General features: G+C 62.4%; 26 protein-coding genes. 15 read left to right on the top strand and 11 right to left on the bottom strand.

Annotated features, from left to right (window positions below):
- Positions 1 to 22: 22 nt before the first annotated feature.
- Positions 23 to 853: a polyphosphate kinase 2 gene (ppk2, locus tag RWT78_RS13450; protein WP_314676153.1), complete on the bottom strand. Its 831-nt coding sequence runs from the start codon at positions 851 to 853 to the stop codon at positions 23 to 25.
- A gap of 191 nt (positions 854 to 1,044) precedes the next feature.
- On the opposite strand from ppk2, the gene RWT78_RS13445 reads away from it, so the two are divergent.
- Together RWT78_RS13445 and RWT78_RS13440 are read left to right on the top strand one after the other, a co-directional pair.
- Positions 1,045 to 1,296 carry a three-helix bundle dimerization domain-containing protein gene (locus RWT78_RS13445; RefSeq protein ID WP_003942799.1) on the top strand — a complete coding sequence of 84 codons (252 nt, stop codon included), beginning with the start codon at positions 1,045 to 1,047 and terminating at the stop codon, positions 1,294 to 1,296.
- 133 nt (positions 1,297 to 1,429) lie between these two features.
- Positions 1,430 to 1,807 (top strand): SHOCT domain-containing protein, encoded by a 378-nt coding sequence (locus RWT78_RS13440; protein ID WP_003942794.1) that lies wholly within the window; start codon positions 1,430 to 1,432, stop codon positions 1,805 to 1,807.
- On the opposite strand, the gene RWT78_RS13435 is transcribed toward RWT78_RS13440, so the two are convergent.
- Both RWT78_RS13435 and RWT78_RS13430 read right to left on the bottom strand, forming a co-directional pair.
- On the bottom strand, positions 1,785 to 3,230 hold the full coding sequence (locus RWT78_RS13435) for a hypothetical protein (protein ID WP_007734950.1): 1,446 nt from the start codon (positions 3,228 to 3,230) through the stop codon (positions 1,785 to 1,787). The genes RWT78_RS13440 and RWT78_RS13435 overlap by 23 nt on opposite strands.
- Before the next feature lie 75 nt (positions 3,231 to 3,305).
- Entirely contained in the window at positions 3,306 to 3,704 is a 399-nt protein-coding gene (locus RWT78_RS13430) for a hypothetical protein (protein WP_007734954.1), read from the bottom strand.
- Between the two features lie 162 nt (positions 3,705 to 3,866).
- Between RWT78_RS13430 and RWT78_RS13425 the strand changes: the two genes are divergently transcribed.
- On the top strand, positions 3,867 to 4,460 hold the full coding sequence (locus RWT78_RS13425) for a GNAT family protein (RefSeq protein ID WP_314676141.1): 594 nt from the start codon (positions 3,867 to 3,869) through the stop codon (positions 4,458 to 4,460).
- 17 nt (positions 4,461 to 4,477) lie between these two features.
- On the opposite strand, the gene RWT78_RS13420 is transcribed toward RWT78_RS13425, so the two are convergent.
- From RWT78_RS13420 to RWT78_RS13405, 4 genes are all read right to left on the bottom strand, one after another.
- Entirely contained in the window at positions 4,478 to 5,554 is a 1,077-nt protein-coding gene (locus tag RWT78_RS13420; RefSeq protein ID WP_232508949.1) for an ABC transporter substrate-binding protein, read from the bottom strand.
- A gap of 142 nt (positions 5,555 to 5,696) precedes the next feature.
- Positions 5,697 to 6,533, bottom strand: coding sequence for an AraC family transcriptional regulator (locus RWT78_RS13415; protein WP_314676139.1), 837 nt, complete (start codon positions 6,531 to 6,533; stop codon positions 5,697 to 5,699).
- A gap of 55 nt (positions 6,534 to 6,588) precedes the next feature.
- On the bottom strand, positions 6,589 to 6,915 hold the full coding sequence (locus RWT78_RS13410) for a multidrug efflux SMR transporter (protein ID WP_003942819.1): 327 nt from the start codon (positions 6,913 to 6,915) through the stop codon (positions 6,589 to 6,591).
- Positions 6,912 to 7,262 (bottom strand): multidrug efflux SMR transporter, encoded by a 351-nt coding sequence (locus tag RWT78_RS13405; protein WP_003942817.1) that lies wholly within the window; start codon positions 7,260 to 7,262, stop codon positions 6,912 to 6,914. The genes RWT78_RS13410 and RWT78_RS13405 overlap by 4 nt, the downstream gene beginning before the upstream one ends.
- Positions 7,263 to 7,315: 53 nt before the next feature.
- Between RWT78_RS13405 and RWT78_RS13400 the strand changes: the two genes are divergently transcribed.
- The 5 genes from RWT78_RS13400 to RWT78_RS13380 all read left to right on the top strand — a co-directional run bounded on the left by RWT78_RS13400 (position 7,316) and on the right by RWT78_RS13380 (position 12,006).
- On the top strand, positions 7,316 to 8,035 hold the full coding sequence (locus tag RWT78_RS13400) for a transglutaminase domain-containing protein (RefSeq protein ID WP_314676136.1): 720 nt from the start codon (positions 7,316 to 7,318) through the stop codon (positions 8,033 to 8,035).
- Positions 8,036 to 8,064: 29 nt separating this feature from the next.
- Positions 8,065 to 8,922 carry a type I methionyl aminopeptidase gene (gene map / locus RWT78_RS13395; protein WP_007734970.1) on the top strand — a complete coding sequence of 286 codons (858 nt, stop codon included), beginning with the start codon at positions 8,065 to 8,067 and terminating at the stop codon, positions 8,920 to 8,922.
- Positions 8,923 to 8,930: 8 nt separating this feature from the next.
- A complete protein-coding gene (locus RWT78_RS13390; protein ID WP_003942774.1) occupies positions 8,931 to 10,442 on the top strand; it encodes a cobyric acid synthase in 1,512 nt (503 codons plus the stop codon).
- Between the two features lie 84 nt (positions 10,443 to 10,526).
- Positions 10,527 to 11,096: an RNA polymerase sigma factor gene (locus RWT78_RS13385; RefSeq protein ID WP_007734974.1), complete on the top strand. Its 570-nt coding sequence runs from the start codon at positions 10,527 to 10,529 to the stop codon at positions 11,094 to 11,096.
- Positions 11,097 to 11,172: 76 nt separating this feature from the next.
- Positions 11,173 to 12,006, top strand: coding sequence for a GAF and ANTAR domain-containing protein (locus tag RWT78_RS13380; RefSeq protein ID WP_003942693.1), 834 nt, complete (start codon positions 11,173 to 11,175; stop codon positions 12,004 to 12,006).
- On the opposite strand, the gene RWT78_RS13375 is transcribed toward RWT78_RS13380, so the two are convergent.
- Entirely contained in the window at positions 12,003 to 12,428 is a 426-nt protein-coding gene (locus tag RWT78_RS13375; RefSeq protein ID WP_007734977.1) for a DUF6069 family protein, read from the bottom strand. The genes RWT78_RS13380 and RWT78_RS13375 overlap by 4 nt on opposite strands.
- Positions 12,429 to 12,513: 85 nt before the next feature.
- Positions 12,514 to 13,383, bottom strand: a complete 870-nt coding sequence (locus RWT78_RS13370) for a PhzF family phenazine biosynthesis protein (protein WP_314676129.1) — start codon at positions 13,381 to 13,383, stop codon at positions 12,514 to 12,516.
- 121 nt (positions 13,384 to 13,504) lie between these two features.
- Here RWT78_RS13370 and RWT78_RS13365 point away from each other — a divergent pair, with 121 nt between their 5' ends.
- Positions 13,505 to 13,966: a PPOX class F420-dependent oxidoreductase gene (locus tag RWT78_RS13365; RefSeq protein WP_314676127.1), complete on the top strand. Its 462-nt coding sequence runs from the start codon at positions 13,505 to 13,507 to the stop codon at positions 13,964 to 13,966.
- Positions 13,967 to 14,175: 209 nt separating this feature from the next.
- Positions 14,176 to 14,721 (top strand): alpha/beta fold hydrolase, encoded by a 546-nt coding sequence (locus RWT78_RS13360; protein ID WP_003942671.1) that lies wholly within the window; start codon positions 14,176 to 14,178, stop codon positions 14,719 to 14,721.
- 77 nt (positions 14,722 to 14,798) lie between these two features.
- Here RWT78_RS13360 and mtr read toward each other — a convergent pair whose 3' ends face one another.
- On the bottom strand, positions 14,799 to 16,175 hold the full coding sequence (mtr, locus tag RWT78_RS13355; RefSeq protein ID WP_314676126.1) for a mycothione reductase: 1,377 nt from the start codon (positions 16,173 to 16,175) through the stop codon (positions 14,799 to 14,801).
- Positions 16,172 to 17,221 carry an alpha/beta hydrolase gene (locus tag RWT78_RS13350; RefSeq protein ID WP_054831351.1) on the bottom strand — a complete coding sequence of 350 codons (1,050 nt, stop codon included), beginning with the start codon at positions 17,219 to 17,221 and terminating at the stop codon, positions 16,172 to 16,174. Before RWT78_RS13350 ends, mtr begins: the two co-directional genes overlap by 4 nt.
- A 146-nt stretch (positions 17,222 to 17,367) precedes the next feature.
- Between RWT78_RS13350 and mqo the strand changes: the two genes are divergently transcribed.
- The 5 genes from mqo to RWT78_RS13325 all read left to right on the top strand — a co-directional run.
- Complete coding sequence (gene mqo / locus RWT78_RS13345) at positions 17,368 to 18,906, top strand: malate dehydrogenase (quinone) (protein WP_003942820.1); 1,539 nt, start codon at positions 17,368 to 17,370, stop codon at positions 18,904 to 18,906.
- Positions 18,907 to 18,917: 11 nt separating this feature from the next.
- The gene (locus tag RWT78_RS13340) at positions 18,918 to 19,394 is read left to right on the top strand and encodes a GNAT family N-acetyltransferase (protein ID WP_003942808.1); all 477 of its coding nucleotides are present in this window, start codon (positions 18,918 to 18,920) and stop codon (positions 19,392 to 19,394) included.
- Between the two features lie 224 nt (positions 19,395 to 19,618).
- Complete coding sequence (locus tag RWT78_RS13335; RefSeq protein WP_050656494.1) at positions 19,619 to 21,580, top strand: magnesium chelatase subunit D family protein; 1,962 nt, start codon at positions 19,619 to 19,621, stop codon at positions 21,578 to 21,580.
- A 21-nt stretch (positions 21,581 to 21,601) separates the two neighbouring features.
- Positions 21,602 to 22,216, top strand: a complete 615-nt coding sequence (cobO, locus tag RWT78_RS13330; protein ID WP_003942784.1) for a cob(I)yrinic acid a,c-diamide adenosyltransferase — start codon at positions 21,602 to 21,604, stop codon at positions 22,214 to 22,216.
- On the top strand, positions 22,210 to 22,901 hold a 692-nt coding region (locus RWT78_RS13325), incomplete at its 3' end, for a cobyrinate a,c-diamide synthase (protein WP_314676104.1). The genes cobO and RWT78_RS13325, both read left to right, overlap by 7 nt.

Genomic DNA, 22,901 nt, shown 5'->3' with positions numbered 1-22,901 from the left:
CACATCCTTTCCTTGGCGATCGTCAATACCGGGTCGGAATCCAGTGCAGCGGTTGTTTGGGAGTCTGGTAGCCGTGAGCCTTCTGCCGTTTCGGCAGGGTGATGTCCGTGGATTGCACGGGCTCGTAGGGGATCTGACTCAGAATGTGGCTGATGATGTTGAGTCGTCCGCGTTTCTTGTCATTGTTGTTTGCGACATACCATGGCGCCCAGCCGGTGTCGGTGAAGCGAAACATCTCGTCGCGGGCACGCGAGTAGTCGTACCAATGACTGAACGACCTCAGATCGAGATTCGACAGCTTCCAGATCTTTCGAGGGTCGTCGATCCGGCTCTGCAGACGTAAGAGCTGCTGTTCTTCGCTGACCTCGAGCCAGTACTTGAGCAGAATGACTCCCGATTCGACGATCGCGCGTTCGACGGTCGGAATGAGCTGGAGAAATTGATGTGCTTGTTCTTCGGTGCAAAAGCCCATTACTCGTTCTACACCGGCACGGTTGTACCAACTTCGGTCGAAGATGACGATCTCACCGGCAGCCGGAAGATGCGGGACGTAGCGCTGGACATACATCTGCGAATGCTCTCGCTCGGTCGGGGCGGGTAACGCAACGACCCGGAACACTCGCGGACTCACTCGCTCGGTGATGGCTTTGATGACACCGCCCTTCCCCGCGGTATCTCGACCTTCGAATACGATGCAGACCTTGGCTCCAGACGATTTGACCCACTCCTGCAAAGCCACGAGTTCGCCGTGCAACGGCTTGAGTTTGCGGCGGTACACCTTGTTCTTCATCGGCTTTTCTGCCACGGGCGGCGCGTCGTCGGTAAGGGTCGACGGGGTGTCGTCGTGAAGAATCCGAGCGTTCTTTCCCACTTCCACTCCCTGGCATCATGAGCGCAACGCGAGCGCGCGGGGAACCGTCCGCCCTTATGTGTATGCCCCATATTCGGTGAACCTATTCTCTTCGCAATCGAGACCCGAATCGTGTTGTTTTCGAACCCTTTCCGAGTCTTGACGTGCTCGGCTGGACGGACGACCATTAATGGATGACTGGCGACGAAGAGTTGCTCCACGTCGAGCGGGTGATCACTCGCCTGATTTCCCGCTATCCCGCCGTTCCTCCACCGGAGATCGAAAACAGAGTGCGAACAATTCACCAGCGTTTTGCGGGATGTCGGATCCGCGACTTCGTGCCTCTTCTGGTCGAAAAGGCGGCCAGACAAGAGATCTTGGATCGGAGAATCGTGATTCCGATAATGGATGAGCGGTCGGCGAGTCTGAACTCTCTCGAGCTGTAGCCGGAACGGGGATCGTCGGCGCATACTGAAATGACCTTGGACCAGGGAGTTCTGGCCGAATGCAGGAGCTCAGGCGCGGAACGTCAGCCTCCCGAACTCCTGATGTGTAAAACCGAGTACAGGGAGCGTTGACATGGAAGGCTTCTGGGAATTCTTCTGGTTCATCTTCGTCTGCTTTGCCTTTGTGGCGTACTTGAGCGTGTTGTTCTCGATCATCACCGACTTGTTCCGTGATCACGAGACTTCAGGCTGGGCCAAGGCGTTGTGGATGATATTCCTCTTCGTCATTCCATTCCTGTCCGCGATGATCTACGTGGTCGTCAAGAATGACGGAATGACGAGGCGGTCGATGGAAGCCGCTCAACAGCACATACACGCGCAGAGTGATTACATTCGAAAGGTCGCCGGGAAATCGCCGACTCAGCAGATCGCCGACGCCAGAGAGCTTCTCGACTCAGGCGCGATCAACGAAGAGGAATTCCAGGCCATCAAGGCAAAGGCGCTGGCGTAGTTTTCGTATCTTCTGCCCCGGGCCTGGCGTCGTCGGTTCCGCCGTCGTCAGGCCCGGCGTCCTGCGCGGCGGCGCGTGCGGGACGAACCAATACTTCCAGTGCGACGAGAGCAACGAGCGCAATGACGACGATCCAACCAACGACCAATCCGGTGGGGTAGCGCCAGAAGAGCAGCAACAGGGCGGCGATGCCGATGATGGCACAGCGCAGTGGGACACGAAGCTGATTGGCCCACCGCTCCACCTGATTCGGCGTTCGGCCGCTTGCAGAATGCCGGACGAAGTCCAACGCCTGCCCGTAGCCTCGACGAACGGCGATCGCCGACGACGACCCACCGATCAGGTAGGCGCCGAGCCCCACCACCACACCGAGGACCGCAACCGCGCGAAGGCTCGTCCGAAGCGGAACCAGAACTGTGTCGATGACAGCGGTGGCGGCGTCTGGCGAGAGGATATCGGTAGGGACACTGTCGAGGTAGATTGCACGTCCGATCAGAATTCCGATCGCAAGAACAAGCATTCCCAACGCAATCGACAGACCGACCAGGGACAGCGTACGAAGCCTGCGACCGGTTGGCGCAACGGCGACAGCGGCTGCTGCGCAAGCGATTCCCAACCACGGCAGCACCGCCGAGACCTTGTCGAGTGCCGAGACGGCTCGCTGCGCCTTCACCAGCTCGGGGGACTGGAAGAGAACAAACTCCTTGTCCACGGACGGGATTTTGTCTGCGAAAGCGAAGCCGCGGTCGGTCAGCGCCGTTTTCACCCGGTCGATGATCGTGCTCAGTGAAATGCTGACCGTTCCGCTCTGGTCGACCTCGACCGAGTCGGGTCCGTAGTTTCCGGTCATGACGGCGACGAGGGAGTTGTGCGCCGCTCGGTTCGCCTGAATCCAAAGGTCTTCGAACTGCTGCGTCCGAACGAGCGAGGCCACTGTGTCGTGGACGAAACTCTTCGCCTGGCCGGCGATCACCGGTGCCAAACCCACCAACGCCTGGTCCACGCGAGGCGCGTTGGCTTCGAGATTCGACACGTCCGTCAATGCCGTGAGTGCCTCGGTGGTGAGCCCTTCGACGTCGACGCGATCGAAGATCTCGTCCGTGACTTGATTCGTGATCTCCGCTTGCACGGCTGGATTCTCACCCAGTGGCGCTACCGTGCTGACGTAGCGGTCCGTGTCGAGGATCTGACTACGTACGAAGCGGGTGGTTACCGACAAGACTGCGAGCAGTGCGACCAGCACCAGCAGGATTGTCACCGCGGTCCACCGCAGCCCATGTCGAGGTGGTCGGGAGACTTTCTCGACGGTCGTTTCGCGGGCGCTGGGAGTCTGCTCGCGAAGTGTTGCTACCTCTTCGCGCAACCGGGCTAGTTCGGCACGTTCGTCCTCCTGGAGTGGTCCGTCGCTCGTGCCGTTTGCCATGATGGTCCTCCCGGGACGGAAACTACTGGCGCACAGTTGAAATGCTGAACTGCGAAGATGATTCGGCGGGTGACCTCAGATGACCTCGGGATTCCAGGTCGCGACGGCCCAGATGACGAATACGTCGAGTGCGATGATGATGATCGACCACCACGGCGAGTGGGGTAGCCACAGGAAATTCGCGAGGATCGACAGAGAACAGATGACTATCGCGCCTACCCGTGCCCACGTCGCGCCGGTGAAGAGCATGATTCCGACAGCGGTGACGAGCACACCGAGTACGAGGTGGATCCATCCCCACGAAGTGAGGTCGAATTGGTACGTGTATTCCGGGCCGACGACTGTCACGTCGTCCTCCGATATCGCCGAGATGCCTTGGAGGATTTCGAGCACGCCGACTGTGATGAGGAGAACGGCTCCGCCCAGCGCGCTTCCTTTTGCCACACCCTGCTTTACCAGTGAATCCTCGGACATGACCGCCCCTAGATTTCAAGCGCGAAATAGCCTGGCATATTTCCCTGTCCCGACCTTTTACGGTGGTGAAGTAGCCCGTCGGAGGGCAAATCAAACATTGAGCGCTGCACAGCATTGCGATATTCATTCGCCTACGAATTCGAAAGAACCTACCGTGACGGCATGGATATGGCGGACGTAGTTGTGGCGATGAGGCCTGCACCGGGTGTGATCCGGACGGACCGGCTGGTGCTCCGTACCTACCGCCCAGGCGATCACCGGGATCTTCTCACCTTCTACGGGCGCAGCGACGTATGCCGGTATTTGCTCAACGAACCCTGGAGTCTCGCGGAGGCTCGGGAGGCCGTGCAGACCAGAATGTCTCGCCGCGACCTGGCATCGGGCGCGGTGGCACTTGTTGTCGAGTACGGGGGCCGGGTTGTCGGAAGCGTGAGTGCTTGGCGAGTCGAAGAATCTGATTGCACAGCCGAAGTCGAGCACACCGCCGAACTCGGGTGGGCATTTTCGCCCGAGTTCGGCGGCCGAGGATTCGCGACGGAAGCTGTGACCGCTCTGATCGACCTCGCGTTCGCGACACCCCGATTGCGCCGCGTGGTCGCGCGAATGGATTCGAGAAACGAATCCTCGGCGCGACTCGCGCAGCGGATCGGTATGAGGCGAGAGGGACATTTTCGGCAGAACGCGTGGATCAAGAACGAGTGGACCGACACCGTGGTTTTCGCGACACTTCGCGGTGAGTGGCCTTCAGTTGCTTGATCAGACCGAGCGGGCTGCTATTTTGCGACCAGTTCGGTCAACTGTGGCACGAGTTCGTCGGTCGCCCACGGAACACTCAGAAGGCTGACGTACATTGTCGCCGCAGTCAGGCGATTGTCGGTGATCCACAGGTCCTTGCCGTTGGCGATGACCGGCCACCGCGAGAACAGAGTGTTGGCCAATGTGCTGTCGACTTCCGACTGATCGCTTGCCCAACCGAGATACACGTCGGTGTTGATCGTGTCGAGCTTTTCCATACTGATGCCGAAAAGGAACGAGTCGCCGGCAAAGTTCTTGGCGCCGTTCACCACGTCGGGAGCGACTGTGAGCCCGAGGTTTTCGACAAACTTGACGCGCGGATCGTCCGGACCGTAGATGGCGGTTTCGGTTTCTCCTTCACGGATGTAGGAACCGAAGGCGAAAGTGACTCCGTTGAATTCGGGATGACTCGCCTTCGATTCCTGGACCGATTCCTCAACCGATTTGATCAGCGCCGCGGTCTGAGCGGGACGCCCGAGTGCCTTGCCGACATCGGTGGCGAGGTTTTGCCACGAGCTGGGCTGATACGGCTTGGTGTCGTACGGGAGGGTCGGGGCGATCGAGCTCAGGCGCTGGTAATCCTGCTCGGAGAAGCCCGAGTACGGGGCAAGAATCAGATCAGGCGCGGCATTGAGAATCTGCTCGAACAGTAGCTCGCCGCTGTCGGAGTAGTACGGCGCAGGCGTGGGCAGCGTCTGGCCCGACTTTTCGAGTTCGGCGCGGGTCCACGGCAGGAACCCGTCGGCGTCGCCGGCCCAAGAGTCCTTCTGCATCGCGATCGGAGTGACACCCAGGGCGATGACCGTGTCTGCCGCTGCGGAATCGAGGGTGAGGATCCGTGTCGGCTCCTTGTCGATGGTGGTCCCGCCGAAAGCGTGCTTGATCGTCACGGGATAGGCGCCGTCCTCGACGGCGGATGCCGATGAATTGTTTTCCTGGGCGTCCGATGACGACTGTGTGCAGGCGGTCAGAGGCAGTGCCGCCGCCAGCATGAGCGCAACAACGATTCGTCGCCTCCGCTGGGGACGAATTCTCTGACGGGCAGATCTGAACACGCGAAACTCCTCGGGATTGATCAGGGAAGTGCTTGCACGACTCAGCGCAGTACGCACGTGAGAGCAGGCTTACCTAAGTGAATGTAGGGCGCGTGCGTGTAGCGAAGGGGCCAGCCGATGTCGACAACAGGTCAGGCTCGAGTCAGTTGACAGCGGCGAGCGCATTGCCGGGGGTGTAGCCGACCGTCTTGCGAAAAGCGGCGATGAAGGAACTCGACGTCCCGTAACCGACACGGCGGCTGACGGCGTTCACACTCATTCCGGTCCCGAGCATGCCGAGGGCCGTGCTCATACGAACCAGAGTGCGCCACTGCGCAAAGCTCAAGGCGAGTTCCGCGGCAAAAATCCGGGTGACCGTACGTCGGCTGAGATTGAGAACGTGAGCCCACTGATCGAGTGATCGATCGTCGGCGGGATCCGACAGCACTTTGTCGACGAGCATCCGTAGCCGCGGATCTCGGGGGATCGGTACGTCGAAGTGAGGTGCCGATGCCGGGGTGAGGAGATCGACACAAACCTGCTGTGCCCGAAGGCGGTGTTCTGCAGGCATTCCGGTGTGGGCGAGGTGTATCAGCAGTGCCCGGGCTGCCTCACTCAGTGTCACGATGCACGGTTCGTTCCAGGCGGGAGTCCACAGCTCGGGGGTGAAGAGCGTGGCGCGGAATGCGACGTGGGGATTTGCCTGACCTTCGTGGAGGACCCCGCGGGGGATCCACAGGCCGACGCCAGGTGTGACGGTCCAGAGTTGATTGTCGATGATCATGTTGACGACACCGCGGTCGGACCAGATCAGTTCGTGCTCGACGTGAGCGTGCTCTGGCCACCGGGTGATGTGGTCGGTCTCGACGATGTACGTCGTGAGTTGGAACGGCGCCGGGACGGCGCGCGCCATCGGAGTGTGGCGGTCGGATTCCCGTAAGTGGGAATCGTCGTCCAGCTGTGGACCGTCGGCGATTTCACGAAGGGCAGGGATCAGCACCGTGGACTACCTCCAGAGCAAAGTTAGGTAAACCTTACACTGATGTGTGCAGCGATCAGTGACTCGCACCGAGTTCGATGAGAAGCACGCCTGCCGCGATGAGGCCGATCCCGACCATCATGAGCCTGGTCAGCGGTTCGCGAAAGAGAATGCGGGATGCGATTGCCGTCAACGCCACTCCACATGCGGTCCAGATTCCGTAGGCGACGCCGATGGTGAGGCCCGCGTCGAGCGCGAGGGTCAGGAAGGCGAAAGCGGCGAGATACCCCACGGTGACAACCGCGAGCCATCGTTTGTCGCTGCCGTCCTGCGACGCCATCCGTAGTGACAACGTCGCGGTGACCTCGGAAATAATTGCAGCGATCAGAAATACGAAGGTCATGCTGGGTCCGCCGGCCCGCTGTCGGCGGCAGCCTGAGAGCCGAGTTCGACGCACAGCACTCCGCCGATGACCAGTGCAATCCCGACGCCCATGGTGGCCGTCAGAGGATCTCCGAAAAGGGCCGTTGCGAATACTGCGGTCAGGACAACTCCGGTTGCGCCCCAGATTCCGTATGCAACACCGAGTCCCATGCCCTCCCGCAGGACGAACGACAAGGCGGTGAATGCTGCGAGATATCCGCCGACGACCACGATGTACCAAGCCGGGTGATCGAGGGCGGCGCGCAACGACAGCGTCGCAGACACCTCGGTGAGGATCGCGGTGATCAACAACAGCCATTTCTTCACGGTTGGGATTCTGTCAGGCTCCACCGATTCCGGTCGCGCACTACGGTTGAGACATGACGTGCGTACTGCTCGGTGGAATCCGCAAAGGTGACATCCGCCACGACGCGTCGGGTGGCGATGTGGCCGCAACTCCGATCCTCGACTGGGGCCACGACGACGTGGCCCGCCTCTACGCGGACATTGCAGAAGGTGCGATCCAGTCGGCGCAGGAGTTCCTGGTGTCGGCGCATCGCAGCGTCGCTGCAAATATTCGGCCGGTGTACGGCCTCGACGACCGGCAACCCGTCTCGGTGACATTGAGTCGAGAGCGCGGATCCTGCAGTCAGAGACTGGCTATCGTCGAAGCGTTGGCTCGCCGCCGAGGAATCGCCACCCGAGTACGCGGTCTCGTACTACGCGGGGAATTCTGGTACCCGAGATTTCGGCGTCTACATGCGGTGATTCCGAAGTCAGTGCTGCTGGCGTGGCCGGAATTTCTGGTCGACGGACGCTGGCAGGACATCTCCGAGATCGTTTCACCTGCGGTGGTCTCAGCGCTCGAACCGTTCACGAACACCGGCGAGGAGACACTGTTCGACGCGATCGGACGCGCTCCGATCAGTTGGGGCAAGTCTGTTTCGTGTGATTGCTTGGACTTCTCCGAATTCGTCGACCGCGATCTGGGCACCTTCGAATCTCGCGACGTGCTCTTCGAGGAATTCGGACAGACGATGTCGACCCCCGTCAGAATTCTCGTCGACCCGGTTTTCCGGAACTGGAGTGCATCCGGCTGACGCGCGACGCGAGGTCTAGGCTGTTCTGCATGTCTGTGCGTACCCCATTGGTCCCTGGAACCGTCTCTCCCGTCCTCGCTGTGCCCTCGAAGATCGAGCGGCCCGAGTACGCGTGGAAGCCGACCGCCAAAGAGGGCAACGAGCCCTGGGTTCAGACGCCGGAAACGATCGAGGCGATGCGCATCGCCAGCAAGATCGCTGCAGGCGCGCTGCAGGAAGCCGGCAAGGCTGTCGCTCCCGGTGTCACGACCGACGAACTCGACCGCATCGCACACGAGTTCATGCTCGACCACGGTGCATACCCGTCGACGTTGGGCTACAAGAGCTTTCCCAAGTCGTGCTGCACGTCTCTCAACGAGGTGATCTGCCACGGAATCCCCGACTCGACTGTGATCCAGGACGGCGACATCGTCAATATCGACGTCACCGCGTACATCAACGGGGTACACGGCGACACCAATGCGACATTCCTCGCCGGTGACGTGTCCGAAGAGAACCGCTTGCTCGTCGAGCGCACACACGAGGCAACGATGCGGGCCATCAAAGCCGTCAAGCCCGGCCGCGCGCTCAACGTGATCGGACGTGTCATCGAGTCCTACGCCCATCGGTTCGGGTACGGCGTCGTCCGGGACTTCACCGGACACGGAATCGGCGAGACCTTCCACAACGGCCTCGTGATCCTGCACTACGACGAGCCCGCGGTCGAGACGATCATCGAACCGGGCATGGTCTTCACGATCGAACCGATGATCAACCTCGGTGGTATCGACTACGAGATCTGGGAGGACGGCTGGACCGTCGTCACCAAGGACCGTAAGTGGACGGCGCAGTTCGAGCACACCTTGGTGGTCACCGAGACCGGTGCAGAGATTCTCACCCTGCCTTGAGTTCGGAGATGCGCGGCGCTCTGCTGGTAGCCGGCACAACGTCCGACGCAGGCAAGAGCGTTCTGGTGGCCGGATTGTGTCGCATGTTGGCGCGTCGAGGCGTCCGAGTGGCGCCGTTCAAGGCGCAGAACATGTCGAACAACTCCGTGGTCACGCTGGACGGCGGAGAGATCGGCCGTGCGCAGGCACTTCAGGCGCGGGCGTGCGGTCTGGAGCCGAGTGTTCGATTCAATCCCGTGCTGCTCAAGCCTGGAAGTGACCGCACTTCGCAACTGGTCGTTCGGGGCAAGGCGATGACCACAGTGGGTGCTCGCGACTACATGCAGCATCGGCAGTGGCTTCGCGCCGTCGTGGCCGAAGATCTCGAATCGCTTCGATCCGAGTTCGACGTCGTGATCTGTGAAGGCGCCGGTTCGCCGGCCGAAATCAACTTGCGCGCAACGGATCTTGCCAACATGGGATTGGCTGAGGCTGCGCGGATTCCGGTCGTCGTCGTCGGTGACATCGATCGCGGCGGCGTCCTGGCCCATCTGTTCGGGACCGTTGCTGTGCTCTCGCCGAGCGACCAGGCATTGATCGCGGGATTTGTGATCAACAAATTCCGCGGTGACGTTGCACTGTTGGAACCCGGACTGGAACAACTGCGCAGCCTCACCGGTCGACCCACTCTCGGAGTGATCCCGTTTGCCGACGATCTTTGGCTCGACGCCGAGGATTCGCTTGGCGTCACCGGCAATGCCCCGGTAGGGCGCCCGGGCCCACCCGTCGGTTCGGCCTGGCTCACCGTTGCTGCGGTTCGGCTCCCGCGCATCTCCAACTCCACGGACGTCGAGGCACTGGCATGTGAACCGGGCGTGGCAGTTTCGTGGGTGACCGATCCGTCGCGAATTCGCGACGCGGACCTCGTGGTGATCCCCGGTAGTAAGTCCACCGTGAGTGACCTCGAGTGGTTGCGAAGTACCGGCCTGGCCGACGAGATCGTCGCGCGAGCAGGTCGCGGGCAAGCAGTCCTGGGAATCTGCGGCGGTTACCAGATGCTGGGTAATTCCATCGTCGACGACGTCGAATCAGGATCAGGGACCACCGCGGGACTGGGTCTGCTGGACCTCGATGTCGAGTTCGCTCCGGACAAGGTGCTGGCGCAGATGACCGGTACGGCAGACGGTATCTCGGTGTCCGGGTACGAGATTCATCACGGACGCGTCGTGCGCAACGGGGACCACCCATTGCTGGCGGACTCGAGCGGTATGCCGGAAGGCAGTGTGCGAGGGCCTGTTCGAGGGACACACTGGCACGGTCTCCTGGAAAGTGACGACTTTCGGCGCAGCCTGCTGCGTGAGCTCGCGGTTCCCGGTTTTGTTGCTGCACCCGACACCGCGGTTGCCGCGGTGCGAGAACAACAACTCGACCTTCTCGCTGATCTCGTCGAGCAGCACCTCGATCAGGATCTACTCGAGAAACTGATCAACGGTGGGGCGCCTATCGGGCTCCCCGTCATTGCTTCCGCACTCGAAGCCTGAGAGCGCTCCCGCGGGTGTCGACGTGGACGCGGTAGAATAGCCAGGCCTCACTCCCGCGACGGCTCCCTAGTAGGAGTGTGCGCGGTGACAGATCAATTCGACGGCTTGCTGACCGACTTCAGTGACGAGGTGCTGGTCGACTCGGCAATGCTCGGCGATCACGCGGCCTTCGACGTCATCGTCCGCCGATACGGCCCGCACTTGTATCGATTTGCCCGTCGACTGCTCGCGAGCGAGAGTGACGTCGACGACATCGTCCAGGAAACCTGCGTCGCTGCGTGGCGCCAACTTCCGGGGTTTCAGCGGCGCTCGAGCACCAAGACCTGGTTGTTCGCGATCTGTTCTCGCAAGATCTCGGATTTCTATCGAAAAGTCGGCTCCTGCGCCGCCGATATGGACGAACTCCGGGAAGAAGCTGATCCCCGTTTGCGTGATCCGAGCGAAGAAGTCTGCGGCACAGCATTTCTCGATGCCCTGGAATCCGAACTCGATCGCCTGCCACTGCGTCAGCGTGCTGCCTGGGTCTTGCGAGAAGTGGAGGGCATGACGTATCCGCAGATCGCTGTTGTCCTGGAGCTGAGTCCGGACGCGGTTCGTGGCCAGCACACTCGGGCGAGGCGGAATCTCGGTGTCGCACTCGATCGATGGCGATGACGACTCGGCGGTTTGCCGGGTTCTGTCACCGAACTCACTCTCCTTGGTGCCCGTGAAACTGGAAGAATGCTTCGTCGTGGATACCGCTTTCGACCCCAGAGGCTTCGACCCGAGAACCGAGGATTCGGTGCCGTCGGTACTGCCGGACGATGCGACGGCATCGGGTGCTGACGTCGCCGTCGAGGCTGCGGAAACTCGGCTGACGGCACGTGCGGTCAGAGAGTTGCTGGCAGCGCTCGGGGGAAGTATCGGCGACGAGGACGAACTCGTGGTTCTACTCCAACGCGCCGTCGAAATCGCGAACGACGCCATCGACGGCGCCGACAGCATCGGCGTCACCATCGATCTTGCCGGGCAGACCTACACCGCCGTTCACACCGATTCGCGGACCCTGCGCGTCGACATCGAGCAATACGACGCCGGCGACGGACCATGTCTGCACGCGGCTCGAACCGGTGAAACCGTAGTCGTTGACGCCGAGACCAGCGCAGAACGCTGGCCGCGGTTCGCGGCTGCCGCGAAGGACGAAGGGATCAAGTCCTTTCTCGCGGCGCCGCTCTTCACGCCGGATCAGCGACTCGGTTCGTTCAACCTGTACGGACGTGCCCCAGCGGCCTTCGACAGCGTCGACGCGGAAGTCATGGAGATTCTCACGACAACAGTCTCACGCGCGATCGGAGACTTCTCCCGTTTCAAATCCGCCAAGGCGGTAGCTGACGCCTTGCAACGCGCGCTCGAGACTCGGGCGCCGATAGAACAGGCCAAAGGCATGCTGATGGCCATCCATCGGATCGATGCCGACACCGCATTTCACATGCTGCGCAGGCAGTCTCAGACCACGAACACCAAGTTGCGTGACGTGGCAGCCGAGATCGTCGAGACGTATTCCGCGCCGCCCACCGCGGTCTAGTTCGACGGAGACCGACGTACGGCCTCGAGCGCGACGACCACGCTCGCGGCGACAACCACGTGCATCAGCGCGAGCGTGACCGTGCTGGCGGCGTCGAAGTCCGCGGCAATCGTCAGGGCGATGGTGCCGAGCGCAAACACTGCACCCACGACCTGAGCGATGCGGATGATCGGCTCCCACTTCAGTGAGATCAACATTGCGAGCGACAAACCGACCAGCAACGGCACTACCGTAAGTGTGATGACCCCGCCGGGAGCTACGCTCGCCACCTTTCCCTGATCTGTCATCTCGAACGATCCGCCCGATGCCAGGCCGATCAGCCACAGGATCAGGTTGGCGACGAGGGCCATGACCGTGGCCCCGAGTACGGCACGCGGCTTGGTGAGGTGGAGGTTGTGTGCGGTTGAAGCGATTGCAGACATGATGTTCTCCCGGCTCGATGCGATGCTCTTGTGACGTCGCTCTGGTGAATAGACCCGCCGGCCGGGAGAAACTCATCGCTGGTGGTTACCGGGGGTCGTCTGTCGGCACGGCGGTGCCGGTGACCGCGATACCGCCGTCGACCGGGATCTCGACCGCGAGAACGCTGGGTCGCCCGACGTGTCGGCCCTGGTGGATGGTGATCCGCCGCGGAGTGGCCGCGGGTTCGAGTTTGCGCAGGTAACCGCCGGTCGATGCCGCTGCGGACCCGGTTGCGGGATCCTCGACGATGTTTCCCACCGGAAACAGATTTCGGGCTTCAAAGGTGTTGTCGTCGAGGGGATGCAGGATCGTCACCGTGCGCGCCCACCCCTGCGCGTCCATCAGAGTTCGCATTGCGGATGGATCGAAGGTGAACTCGTCGAAGGCCGCCTGATCACGAAGTACGACAATCGGGTGCGTGTTGCCGGCGTACGAGAGCATTGCGGGATACCGCGCGTCGAGCGCAGACGAATCGACGCCGATGAGCCCGAGCAGTGCTGTCAGTACAGCATGATCGATCGGCGAGACCGATGGTTCGACGCTGGTGAAGGTCGCGGTGGACGTTCCGTCCTCGTCGGTCGCCGTGTCGATGGATACCGGTCCGATCGGTGTTTCGAATGTGAAGGTTCCGTCACCGTCTCGCTCGGTGAGAGCGATGGCCGTCGCAATAGTGGCATGACCGCAGAACGGTACTTCGGCGATAGGGGAGAAGTACCGGATCCGGCTGTGGCGCGGGTTGCCTCCGAGTACCGGTTCGATGAGGAACGCCGTCTCGGCATACCCGATTTCGGCTGCAACAGATTGTAATTCGGAGTCGTCGAGTCCACGCGCGTCGAGTACTACGCCGGCCGGATTACCGCCGGCCGGATCCGAACTGAACGCAGTCAGCCGGAGGATGTCGCGAGAAGTTGCCATGTCGACTATCTTTGTCCGCTGTCGTCCAACGAGGGAAGAGTGATCGCGCGATTGCGGTCCGCGATCTTCGAACTGGACTGCCTCCGGAACAAACCGGCCGCACGGCGTCGTTGGTGCACATATGAGCAATGACACAGACACCGACGACGCGTTGTTCGCACTCGTGGCCGAGGGAAAACAAGGTGTGTTGGCAACCGTCAAGCGTGACGGCCGCCCACAGTTGTCCAACATCATTTACCGCTGGGATGACGAGTCGAAGACGGCTTCCGTGTCCGTCACTGCTGATCGCGCCAAGAGCCGTAATGCCCTACGCGATCCGCGGGTTTCCCTTCACGTCAGCGCGCCCGACTTCTGGAGCTACGCCGTGATCGAAGGACTTGCCGTGGTGACACCCGTCGCGGCCGATCCTCACGATGAAGTGTCGGACGCCCTGGTCGAGCTGTACCGGGACATCAGCGGTCAGGAGCATCCCGATTGGGAGGAGTACCGCGAAGCGATGGTTGCGGAGCGTCGACAGATCCTCACGGTGCGCGCTGATCACGTCTACGGAATGACGAGGCTCCCCAAACCGTCCGGTACCTAGACCCGCGCCCCACTGGAGTTCGGCCCACCCCCACTTTCGAGCGAACGGTACGCCCGTCGCCTCAGATGCGCCGAAAGCCACTTTCGCTCCGAGTGGAGGCGGTACAGAGCGAACAATTCGGGCTCGTAGCGGCGCGTGAATGTATGAGTGGTCATACTTCTGTCGACTCCAGGGTCCTCCACTGTGTGGATCGCGTACCGTTTCCAGACATGGAATTGACTCGAGTAGCGGTGGGCAGTGGTTCGTGCACCGTTCGGATCGACGGGCCGGTCAGCAAGCATGCGGTACTCCTGCTTCCCGGCAAGGGCGACCCCGTCGACTTGTACGACGATGTGTGTGAGCGACTGCATCATTCGGATCTGCGGACCGTCGCGGTGGAATCGATCGAGAATCTCGACGAGACCTCGGCAGTGGTACTTCTGGACGAGTTGAACATCGCCTGGGTGAATCTCGTCGGTCACCGGGAGGGCGCCGATCTCGCATGGCTGTTGGCTGCACGTCAGTTCGGCCGCTTCGCGAGTTTGATCGCCGTGGACCGTGGACATCCGTCGGCCAGCGATATTGCCGGCGTACCGCCGGTCGAGGTTCCGACCACCGTAGTCGTGGGCAGTGGAGGTCGGGCCATCGCCGACGCCAGCGGTCGTTTCGTGTACTCCGACTTCCGCGTGACGGAACTTCCGGGTGTCGACGATGTCGTCAAGTCGGCACCGGCCGAACTCGCAACCGAGATCGTGCTGCGTACCAGCCCCTGGTGAAACTCTGACCTACGAACAGGCGGGCATTCCCTTTGCGAGGAGTGCCCGCCTTTTCGGCGTCATTGGGGCTGCGGGGCTCAGATGTCGAGGCCGAGCAGCGCGTTCTCGACCACTTCGGCCAGGGCCGGGTGGATCCAGTACTGGCCACGCGCCATGTCCTGCGCCGACAAACCGAAGCTCATCGCCTGGATGAGGGGCTGGATCACCGTCGGAGCCTGCGTACCCATGACGTGGGCACCGAGAATGCGTCCGGTGCCGCGCTCGGCGATCACCTTGCAGATGCCCTCCTGATCCTCCATCGCCCAGCCGTACGCGACGTCTCCGTATGCCTGCACCTTGACGGTGATGTCGAGTCCGGCGTCGCGAGCCTGCTTCTCCGTCATTCCGACGTCGGCGATCTGCGGATCGGTGAACACGGCTGCCGGTACGAAGCGGTGATCGGTGCTGCGAAGCCCGGACGTGTCCTTCCACGCGTCCTGGAGCAGGTTGTGTTGAACAACGCGCGCTTCATGGTTGGCGACGTGCTTGAGCTGGTACGGCGAGGAGACGTCACCGAGTGCGAAGACGCCCTCTGCGGTGGTGCGTTGGTATTCGTCGACCACGATCGAGCCCTTGTCGTCGAGTTCGACGCCGGCCTTGTCGAGACCGAGTAGGTCACCGTTCGGCTGACGACCGACCGCGACGAGGAGAACGTCACCGGAAACGACTGTGCCGTTTGCCAGTTCGACGGCGATGTTGTCGCCGTCGCCGCGTACCGACGTGAGGGGGGCGCCCAGATGGACGTCCCACTTCTGTTCGGCCAACTCGGTGAAGCGCTCGGAGATCTCGTCGTCGAGGTGCCGCAGCAGTCGCTGGCTGCGACCGATGATCGACACGCGAGAACCCAACGCGGAGAACACGTGTGCGAACTCGGTGGCGATGAATCCGGAGCCGACGATCACGAGGTGCTCGGGAAGTTCGGGCAGTCGCATGATGTCTTCGTTGGTGTAGTACTTCACACCACTCGACGCGATCTCGTCCGGGATGATCGGACGCGAACCGGCTGCGATGACCACCTGGTCAGCGGTGATCGTCTCGCCGGTTCCGGTGTCGATCGTCTTGTCGCCGGTGAACGTGGCGTGGCCGCGGTAGACGGTGGTGTTGGGACTGTCTTCGCTGCGGTACCGCTCACCACCTGTAGAAATGGGATCGATGCGGCCGAAGACGCGCTTGACGATGTCGGACCAACGAACGCCGTCGAGCGTGGCGTCGACGCCGTACTTCTCGGCATTGGTGACGGTGCGTGCCACCTCGGCGGCGTAGACGAACATCTTGGTCGGGATACACCCGACATTGAGGCACGTTCCGCCGAAGGTGCCCTCTTCGAGGATTGCGATCTTCTTGCCGTCGAACCGCTCGTCGGGCAGCGAGTTTCCGGATCCGCTGCCGATGATTGCAAGGTCGTAGTGCGTCACTGCGCGATCTCCTGTGTGTTGCTTGCTGTGCTTGCCGAACTTTCTGCGGCCGGGGTGAGGTGGCCGTCGAGCCACTCCAACCACAGGTCGAGTTCGGAAAAGGCTGTGGCCAAGGGCTTCTCGGTCGAAAGGAACACGTCGTGACGGGCGCCGTCGATCGGGACGATGGTGGTGCGATCGCCGAGGCAACCGGCCCAACGTGCGATCTGCTTGACGTCGAGCACGGAATCGGCGAGGTCGACGCTCGGGTTGTACGCCTTCGCGAACTGCGACTTCTTCGAGCGCAGAATCAGCGCGGGCACTCCGATGTCTAGGCCGCGGTGAAGTTTTGCGTGACCCGCTCGGACGGCCCGCATCCAGCCGAAGGTAACGGGGCAGCCGGCCAGTGGCTTCCAGTCGAGGTTGTAATCCCAGACGCCGTTGGCCGAAACATGAAGACTGGAACCGTAAGTCGGTAGCCCAGTTCCCGGGATCACCGTCTTCGCCGATACCCGTCCGAGCGCATCGATCGCCGTAGTACCGACGTTGCGCACCACTGAGGGACCCTGAAGGTCGAACCAGGGGCTGTTGAGTACCAGCCCGCAGATTCCGGCGCCGTCGCTGCCACCGGGCTTGCGCTGCAAACGGTTCAGCCAGAGCGGAACGATCAGACCGCCGGTGGAGTGCGCCATGAGCAGCACCTCGCTGCCCTCGGTCTCGCTGCGGACGATGCGCAGCGCTTCGTTCAGTTCGGCGTCGTAGAGCGCAAGGTCGGAGACGTAATGAGCTGTGTGCCCCGGTTTGAGGGAGCGGCCGCACTTACGCAGGTCGAGTGCGAAGAAGGCGTAACCCTGCTCGGCAAAGTGCTCGGCGAGGTGCTTCTGGAAGAAGTAATCGGTGAAGCCGTGCACGTACAAAACGGCACGGCGTGTCTTCACCGCCTCCTTCTGCGGTTGGTAGCGGACCAGTGTTGCGTCCACCTCGCCTTCGCCGTCCGGATCCGTTCCGAGCGGGATCGTCAGCTGCTGATATCCGTCACCGAGGACGTCTGGAACCCAAGTAGTCACAAATCACAATCTAATCGTCGTTTCGAGTGCGCGTTGTAGAGCACAATTGGGGGTGGTGAACCGCGCGTGTACGCACGGGTAACCTATTCGGCGTAACACAGCAGGCGGATGCGCGCACGGCTAATGACAAGGAAGTCGATTCTCCAGTGTCGAATCAGAACGCGGTAGAGACGAAGACGGATGTAGTGCTCGTGGGCGCAGGCATCATGAGCGCCACGCTGGGTGCATTGCTGCGCCAGCTGCAGCCCGATTGGTCGATCTCGACCTTCGAGCGGCTCGATGCCGTCGCAGCCGAGAGCAGCGACCCCTGGAACAACGCGGGAACCGGTCACTCAGCCCTGTGTGAGCTCAATTACACACCTGAGAACTCGGACGGCACGGTCGACATCAAGAAGGCCGTCAACGTCAACGAGCAGTTCCAGGTGTCACGCCAGTTCTGGGCACACGCGGTAGAGCAGGGCGTCCTGACGCAGCCCAAGGAATTCATCAACCCCATCGCGCACGTGAGCTTCGTTCACGGTGAGGCCAACGCCAAGTACCTGCGTGCTCGTTACGACGCACTTGCCGGCCACACGCTCTTCCGCGGTATGGAGTACATCGACGATCCGGCCGAGTTCAGCAAGCGTTTGCCGCTCATGGCCAAGGGACGCGACTTCTCCGATCCCATCGCCCTGAACTGGAGCCAGGACGGCACCGACGTCGATTTCGGAGCGCTCACCAAGCAGCTCATCGGCTACATCGGCAAGACCGGCGGCAAGATGTACTTCGGCCACGAGGTCACCAACCTGACCCAGAACTCGGACAAGTCCTGGACCGTCAAGGTCACCAACCGTCGTACCGGTGAAAAGCGCACCGTTCGCTCGCGTTTCGTATTCGTCGGCGCGGGTGGCGGCGCCCTGCACCTGCTGCAGAAGTCCGGCATCAAGGAAGCCAAGGGCTTCGGAGGCTTCCCGGTCAGCGGTGCCTTCCTGCGATGCACCAACCCCGAACTCATCGACCAGCACAGCGCCAAGGTCTACGGCAAGGCTGCCGTCGGCGCCCCGCCCATGTCGGTGCCTCACCTGGACACCCGTGTCATCGGCAACAAGCCGGGTCTGCTGTTCGGTCCCTACGCTGGTTGGTCGCCGAAGTTCCTCAAGCAGGGTCGCGTCACCGACCTGCCCGGCTCGGTCAAGCCGAACAACATCCTCTCGATGCTCGGTGTCGGTGTCAGCGAGCTCGGCCTGGTCAAGTACCTGGTCAGCGAGCTTGCCAAGAACGAAGCCGGTCGCATCTGGGATCTGCGTGAGTTCGCGCCCAAGGCGCAGGCCCAGGACTGGGAACTCATCACCGCGGGCCAGCGCGTCCAGGTGATCCGCCGCGCCAAGGGCAAGGGTGGTGTCCTCGAATTCGGTACCGCTGTGGTCGCCGCTGAGGACGGTTCCATCGCCGGTCTGCTCGGTGCTTCGCCCGGTGCGTCCACGGCCGTCCCGGCGATGCTGGACGTACTCGAGCGCTGCTTCCCGACCGAGTTCCAGGGTTGGAAGGGCAAGCTCCGCGAGATGGTTCCGTCCATCGGCGTCAAGCTCACCGACAACGAAGGCCTGTTCAACCAGGTCTGGGATTGGTCCTCGAAGGTTCTCGAGCTCGATTCCGCCGGTGCTTCCGAATCGGCTCCGGTCGCGGATACCGCCGCGACTGTGTGATAGTCCAACCCATGACGGCAACAGCAGCTTTGAAGCGTTCATGGGCACTCGATCTCGACAACAAGACGTTCTACGAGTTGTTGAAGCTTCGAGTGGAGGTCTTTGTCGTCGAGCAGGCTTGCCCGTATCCCGAGTTGGACGGGCGGGACCTGCTGACGGAAACACGCCACTTCTGGCTCGAGCAGGACGGCCAGGTGGTGTGCACGCTCCGGCTGCTCGAAGAGCACGACGACGGAAACAAGAGCTTCCGAATCGGACGCCTCTGCACGTCGCGTCAGGCTCGCGGCCAGGGCCACACGACCCGCCTCCTGCAGGCCGCACTTGCCGAGGTCGGCGAAGCGCCGTGTCGGATCAACGCCCAGACCTACTTGGTCGAGATGTACGCCAAGCACGGATTCAAGGCTGACGGCGAAGAGTTCATCGAAGACGGCATCCCGCACACCCCGATGCGTCGTGGTGGGGGAGAGCCTTTCGTGGCCGTCAGCTAGTTTGTCGGAGAATTGACCCTGGTCGGCTCGTGGGAAAGCGAGCCGACTAGGGTTTTTTCGATACCGAATGTTCGCGGGGAAGTCCTGTTCGATCCAGGCGCGGTCCCGCCACTGTGAAAGATCTCTCCTCTACCGATAGACCGGGAGATCTCAGCCAGGTTGCCGCGACATTCGAGTGCAGCCAAATTCTCGGCGAGGAAACCGAGAGGTGGAGGGATATCGACGTGCGAAGTGAAGAAGATCGACCAGTGGCGGGCTTCCCGTTCAGTGCTGTGGTCGGCCAGGATCAATTGCGATTGGCGCTGATCCTGTGTGCGGTGCATCCAGGGATCGGTGGGGTCCTGGTCCGCGGTGAGAAGGGAACTGCCAAGTCGACGGTCGTGCGCGCGCTGACTGCGCTGCTGCCCGCGGTCGACGACGCCGGAACGACACGACCGGCCCGCTTGGTCGAACTGCCCGTGGGCGCCACCGAAGACCGGGTGATCGGTTCGATCGACTTGGAGAAGGTTCTGCGTGACGGTGAGCGCGCATTCCAACCTGGACTGCTCGCCGCCGCTCACCAGGGTGTTCTGTACGTCGACGAGGTGAATCTGCTTCACGACCACCTGGTCGACGTGCTTCTCGACGCCGCGGCGATGGGCCGGGTTCACATCGAGCGTGACGGCATCTCCCATTCGCATCCGGCCAAGTTCGTACTCGTCGGCACGATGAATCCCGAAGAGGGAGAACTGCGTCCGCAACTTCTGGACCGTTTCGGTCTGGCTGTCGACGTCGCCGCTTCCCGCGACGTCGACATTCGCATGGAAGTGGTGCGTCGCCGACTCGACTACGAGCGTGACCCCGAGGCATTTGTCGCTCGGTACGTATCCGCCGATGAGGAGTTGGCGTCCGAAATTCTCACGGCGCGTGAGAAATTGGACTCGGTCGAGCTGAGCAACCGCGAACTGCGTCGTATCGCCTCGCTGTGTGCGTCGTTCGACGTCGACGGTATGCGCGCGGACTTGGTGCTGGCGCGCACCGCGACGGCCCACGCTGCCTGGCGCGGCGACAGTGAAGTCACTGCGGAGGACGTACGAGTAGCGGCGGAACTGACGCTGCCGCATCGCCGCCGCCGCGATCCGTTCGACGAGCCCGGCTTGGATCAGCAGCAGTTGGACGATGCGCTCGAGCAGGCCGATCAGGATGCTCAGTCGCAGGTAGAGGACGACGCGCGCGACGGAGAGCCCGAACCTCCCGAAAATCACGAAGACCGTGGCCCGGAAGATGGCGGCTCCGATGACGGCGGTCCCGGAGACGAAGGGCCGGACGACGACGGGCCTGACGACGACGGCCCGGACGACCCTGACGGACCTGGTGGGGGAGTGCGCGCCACCGATCGTCCCTCGGCTCCACCGGCCGGCGAATTCAAGGCCAAGCTCCTCGAAGTTCCGGGAGTCGGTGAAGGTGCACCGGGACGACGCTCGCGGTCCATGTCGTCCCGTGGACGAGTTGTGCGGTCCACGCGGGAGCGTGGGCACGGATTGCATCTGACGAGCACGGTCTTTGCCGCAGCCGAGTCTCAAGTTGCCCGTGGTCGCACTGCTGGACGGTTGCGGCTGGCACCGGCTGACCTCCGCGGCGCGATACGTGAAGGGCGAGAAGGCAATCTGATCGTCTTCGTTGTCGACGCGTCGGGGTCGATGGCAGCACGCGACCGCCTCTCCGCGGTCACCGGTGCGGTTGTCTCGTTGCTCCGCGACGCCTATCAGCGCCGCGACAAGGTCGCCGTCATCACTGTCCGTGGTCGTGAAGCGGAGCTCGTACTGCCGCCGACATCTTCGGTGGACATCGCTGTCCGTCGCTTGCAGTCGATGCGTACCGGCGGCAAATCCCCACTCGCAGAGGGATTCCTGCGTGCTCGCGAAGTGGTTCTGCGTGAACGACTTCGTGACCCGCAGCGTCGCGCCCTCGTCGTCACACTCACCGACGGCCGGGCTACCGGCGGCAAGGACGCGCTGCACCGCGCCCGCGTCGCCGCGCATCTTCTCGCCGACGCGTCCGTCGCGTCCATCGTCGTCGACTGCGAGACCGGGCTCGTGCGTCTGGGGCTGGCGGCCGAGTTGGCGCGAGAACTACGTGGCGGATACGTCCGCCTCGCCGAATTGTCAGCGCAGCAGGTCGCGGGTGTCGTCCGCGCCGCAGCCTAGATCCCAGCTCAGGAGTTCACGATGCCCAAGGGTGTTCCCGAGACAGTTCCCGACGACGGTCTGACCACGCGTCAGCGTCGTAACGCGCCGGTACTTGCCGTGCACACCGGCCCGGGAAAGGGTAAGTCCACCGCCGCTTTCGGCATGGCGCTGCGTGCCTGGAATCAGGGGTTCGACATCGGCGTGTTCCAGTTCGTGAAGAGTGCCAAGTGGAAGGTCGGAGAGGAAGCCGCGTTCCGCGCGCTCGGAAACCTGCACGACGAAACCGGCGTCGGTGGGCCGGTGCAGTGGCACAAGATGGGCGAAGGTTGGTCATGGACACGCAAGGCCGGTAGCGAGGAAGATCATGCTGCTGCCGCTGCGGAGGGTTGGCAGGAGATCGCGAGAAGGCTTGCGAGCGAGGAACATCGATTCTATGTCCTCGACGAGTTCACCTATCCGCTCAAGTGGGGCTGGGTCGACGTCGACGAGGTCGTGCAGACACTGCGCGATCGTCCGGGCAACCAGCACGTTGTCATCACGGGACGCGACGCCCCGCAGGCGTTGATCGACGCCGCCGACCTCGTGACCGAGATGACCAAGATCAAGCACCCGATGGATGCCGGACGAAAGGGCCAACGGGGCATCGAATGGTAAGTCCTTCCACTCCGGCCGTGGTGATCGCCGCTCCTGCCTCGGGTAGCGGAAAGACCACGGTGGCAACGGGATTGATCGGCGCGCTGCGACGGTCCGGTAGCAGCGTTGCACCCTTCAAGGTGGGGCCGGACTACATCGACCCGGGTTATCACGGACTCGCGGCAGGGCGGCCCGGACGCAACCTCGACACTGTTCTGGTGGGCCCGGATCGCATCGGACCGCTCTACCGGCATGGAACCGCTGGTTGCGACATCGCCGTGGTCGAAGGCGTCATGGGTCTGTTCGACGGGAAGATCGACGAGGCAAACTCGCAGCCGTCGGCGGAGGGATCGACGGCGCAGGTCGCGTCGATCCTCGGTTCGCCGGTAGTGCTCGTGATCGACGCCCGTGGGCACAGTCAGAGTCTGGCCGCCGTACTCCACGGCTTCGCGACCTACGACGCAGGTGTGCGCATCGGCGGCGTCATTCTCAATCGCGTCGGGAGCGCTCGTCACGAGCAGGTGTTGCGTCATGCGTGCGACAAGGTCGGCGTCGCAGTGCTCGGAGTTGTGCCACGGTTGACGGAACTCGAAGTTCCCTCCCGGCACCTCGGCCTGATTCCGGCGGCCGAGCACGGCGCCGCCGCTGTGGCCGCAGTGGACGCGATGTCCGATTTGATTGCCTCGCACGTCGATCTGGGTGCTGT

This window comes from uncultured Rhodococcus sp. (assembly GCF_963525155.1).
In the GTDB taxonomy this organism is placed as follows: Bacteria; Actinomycetota; Actinomycetes; order Mycobacteriales; family Mycobacteriaceae; genus Rhodococcus_F; species Rhodococcus_F qingshengii.
This window is presented reverse-complemented; position numbering and strand designations above follow the sequence as displayed.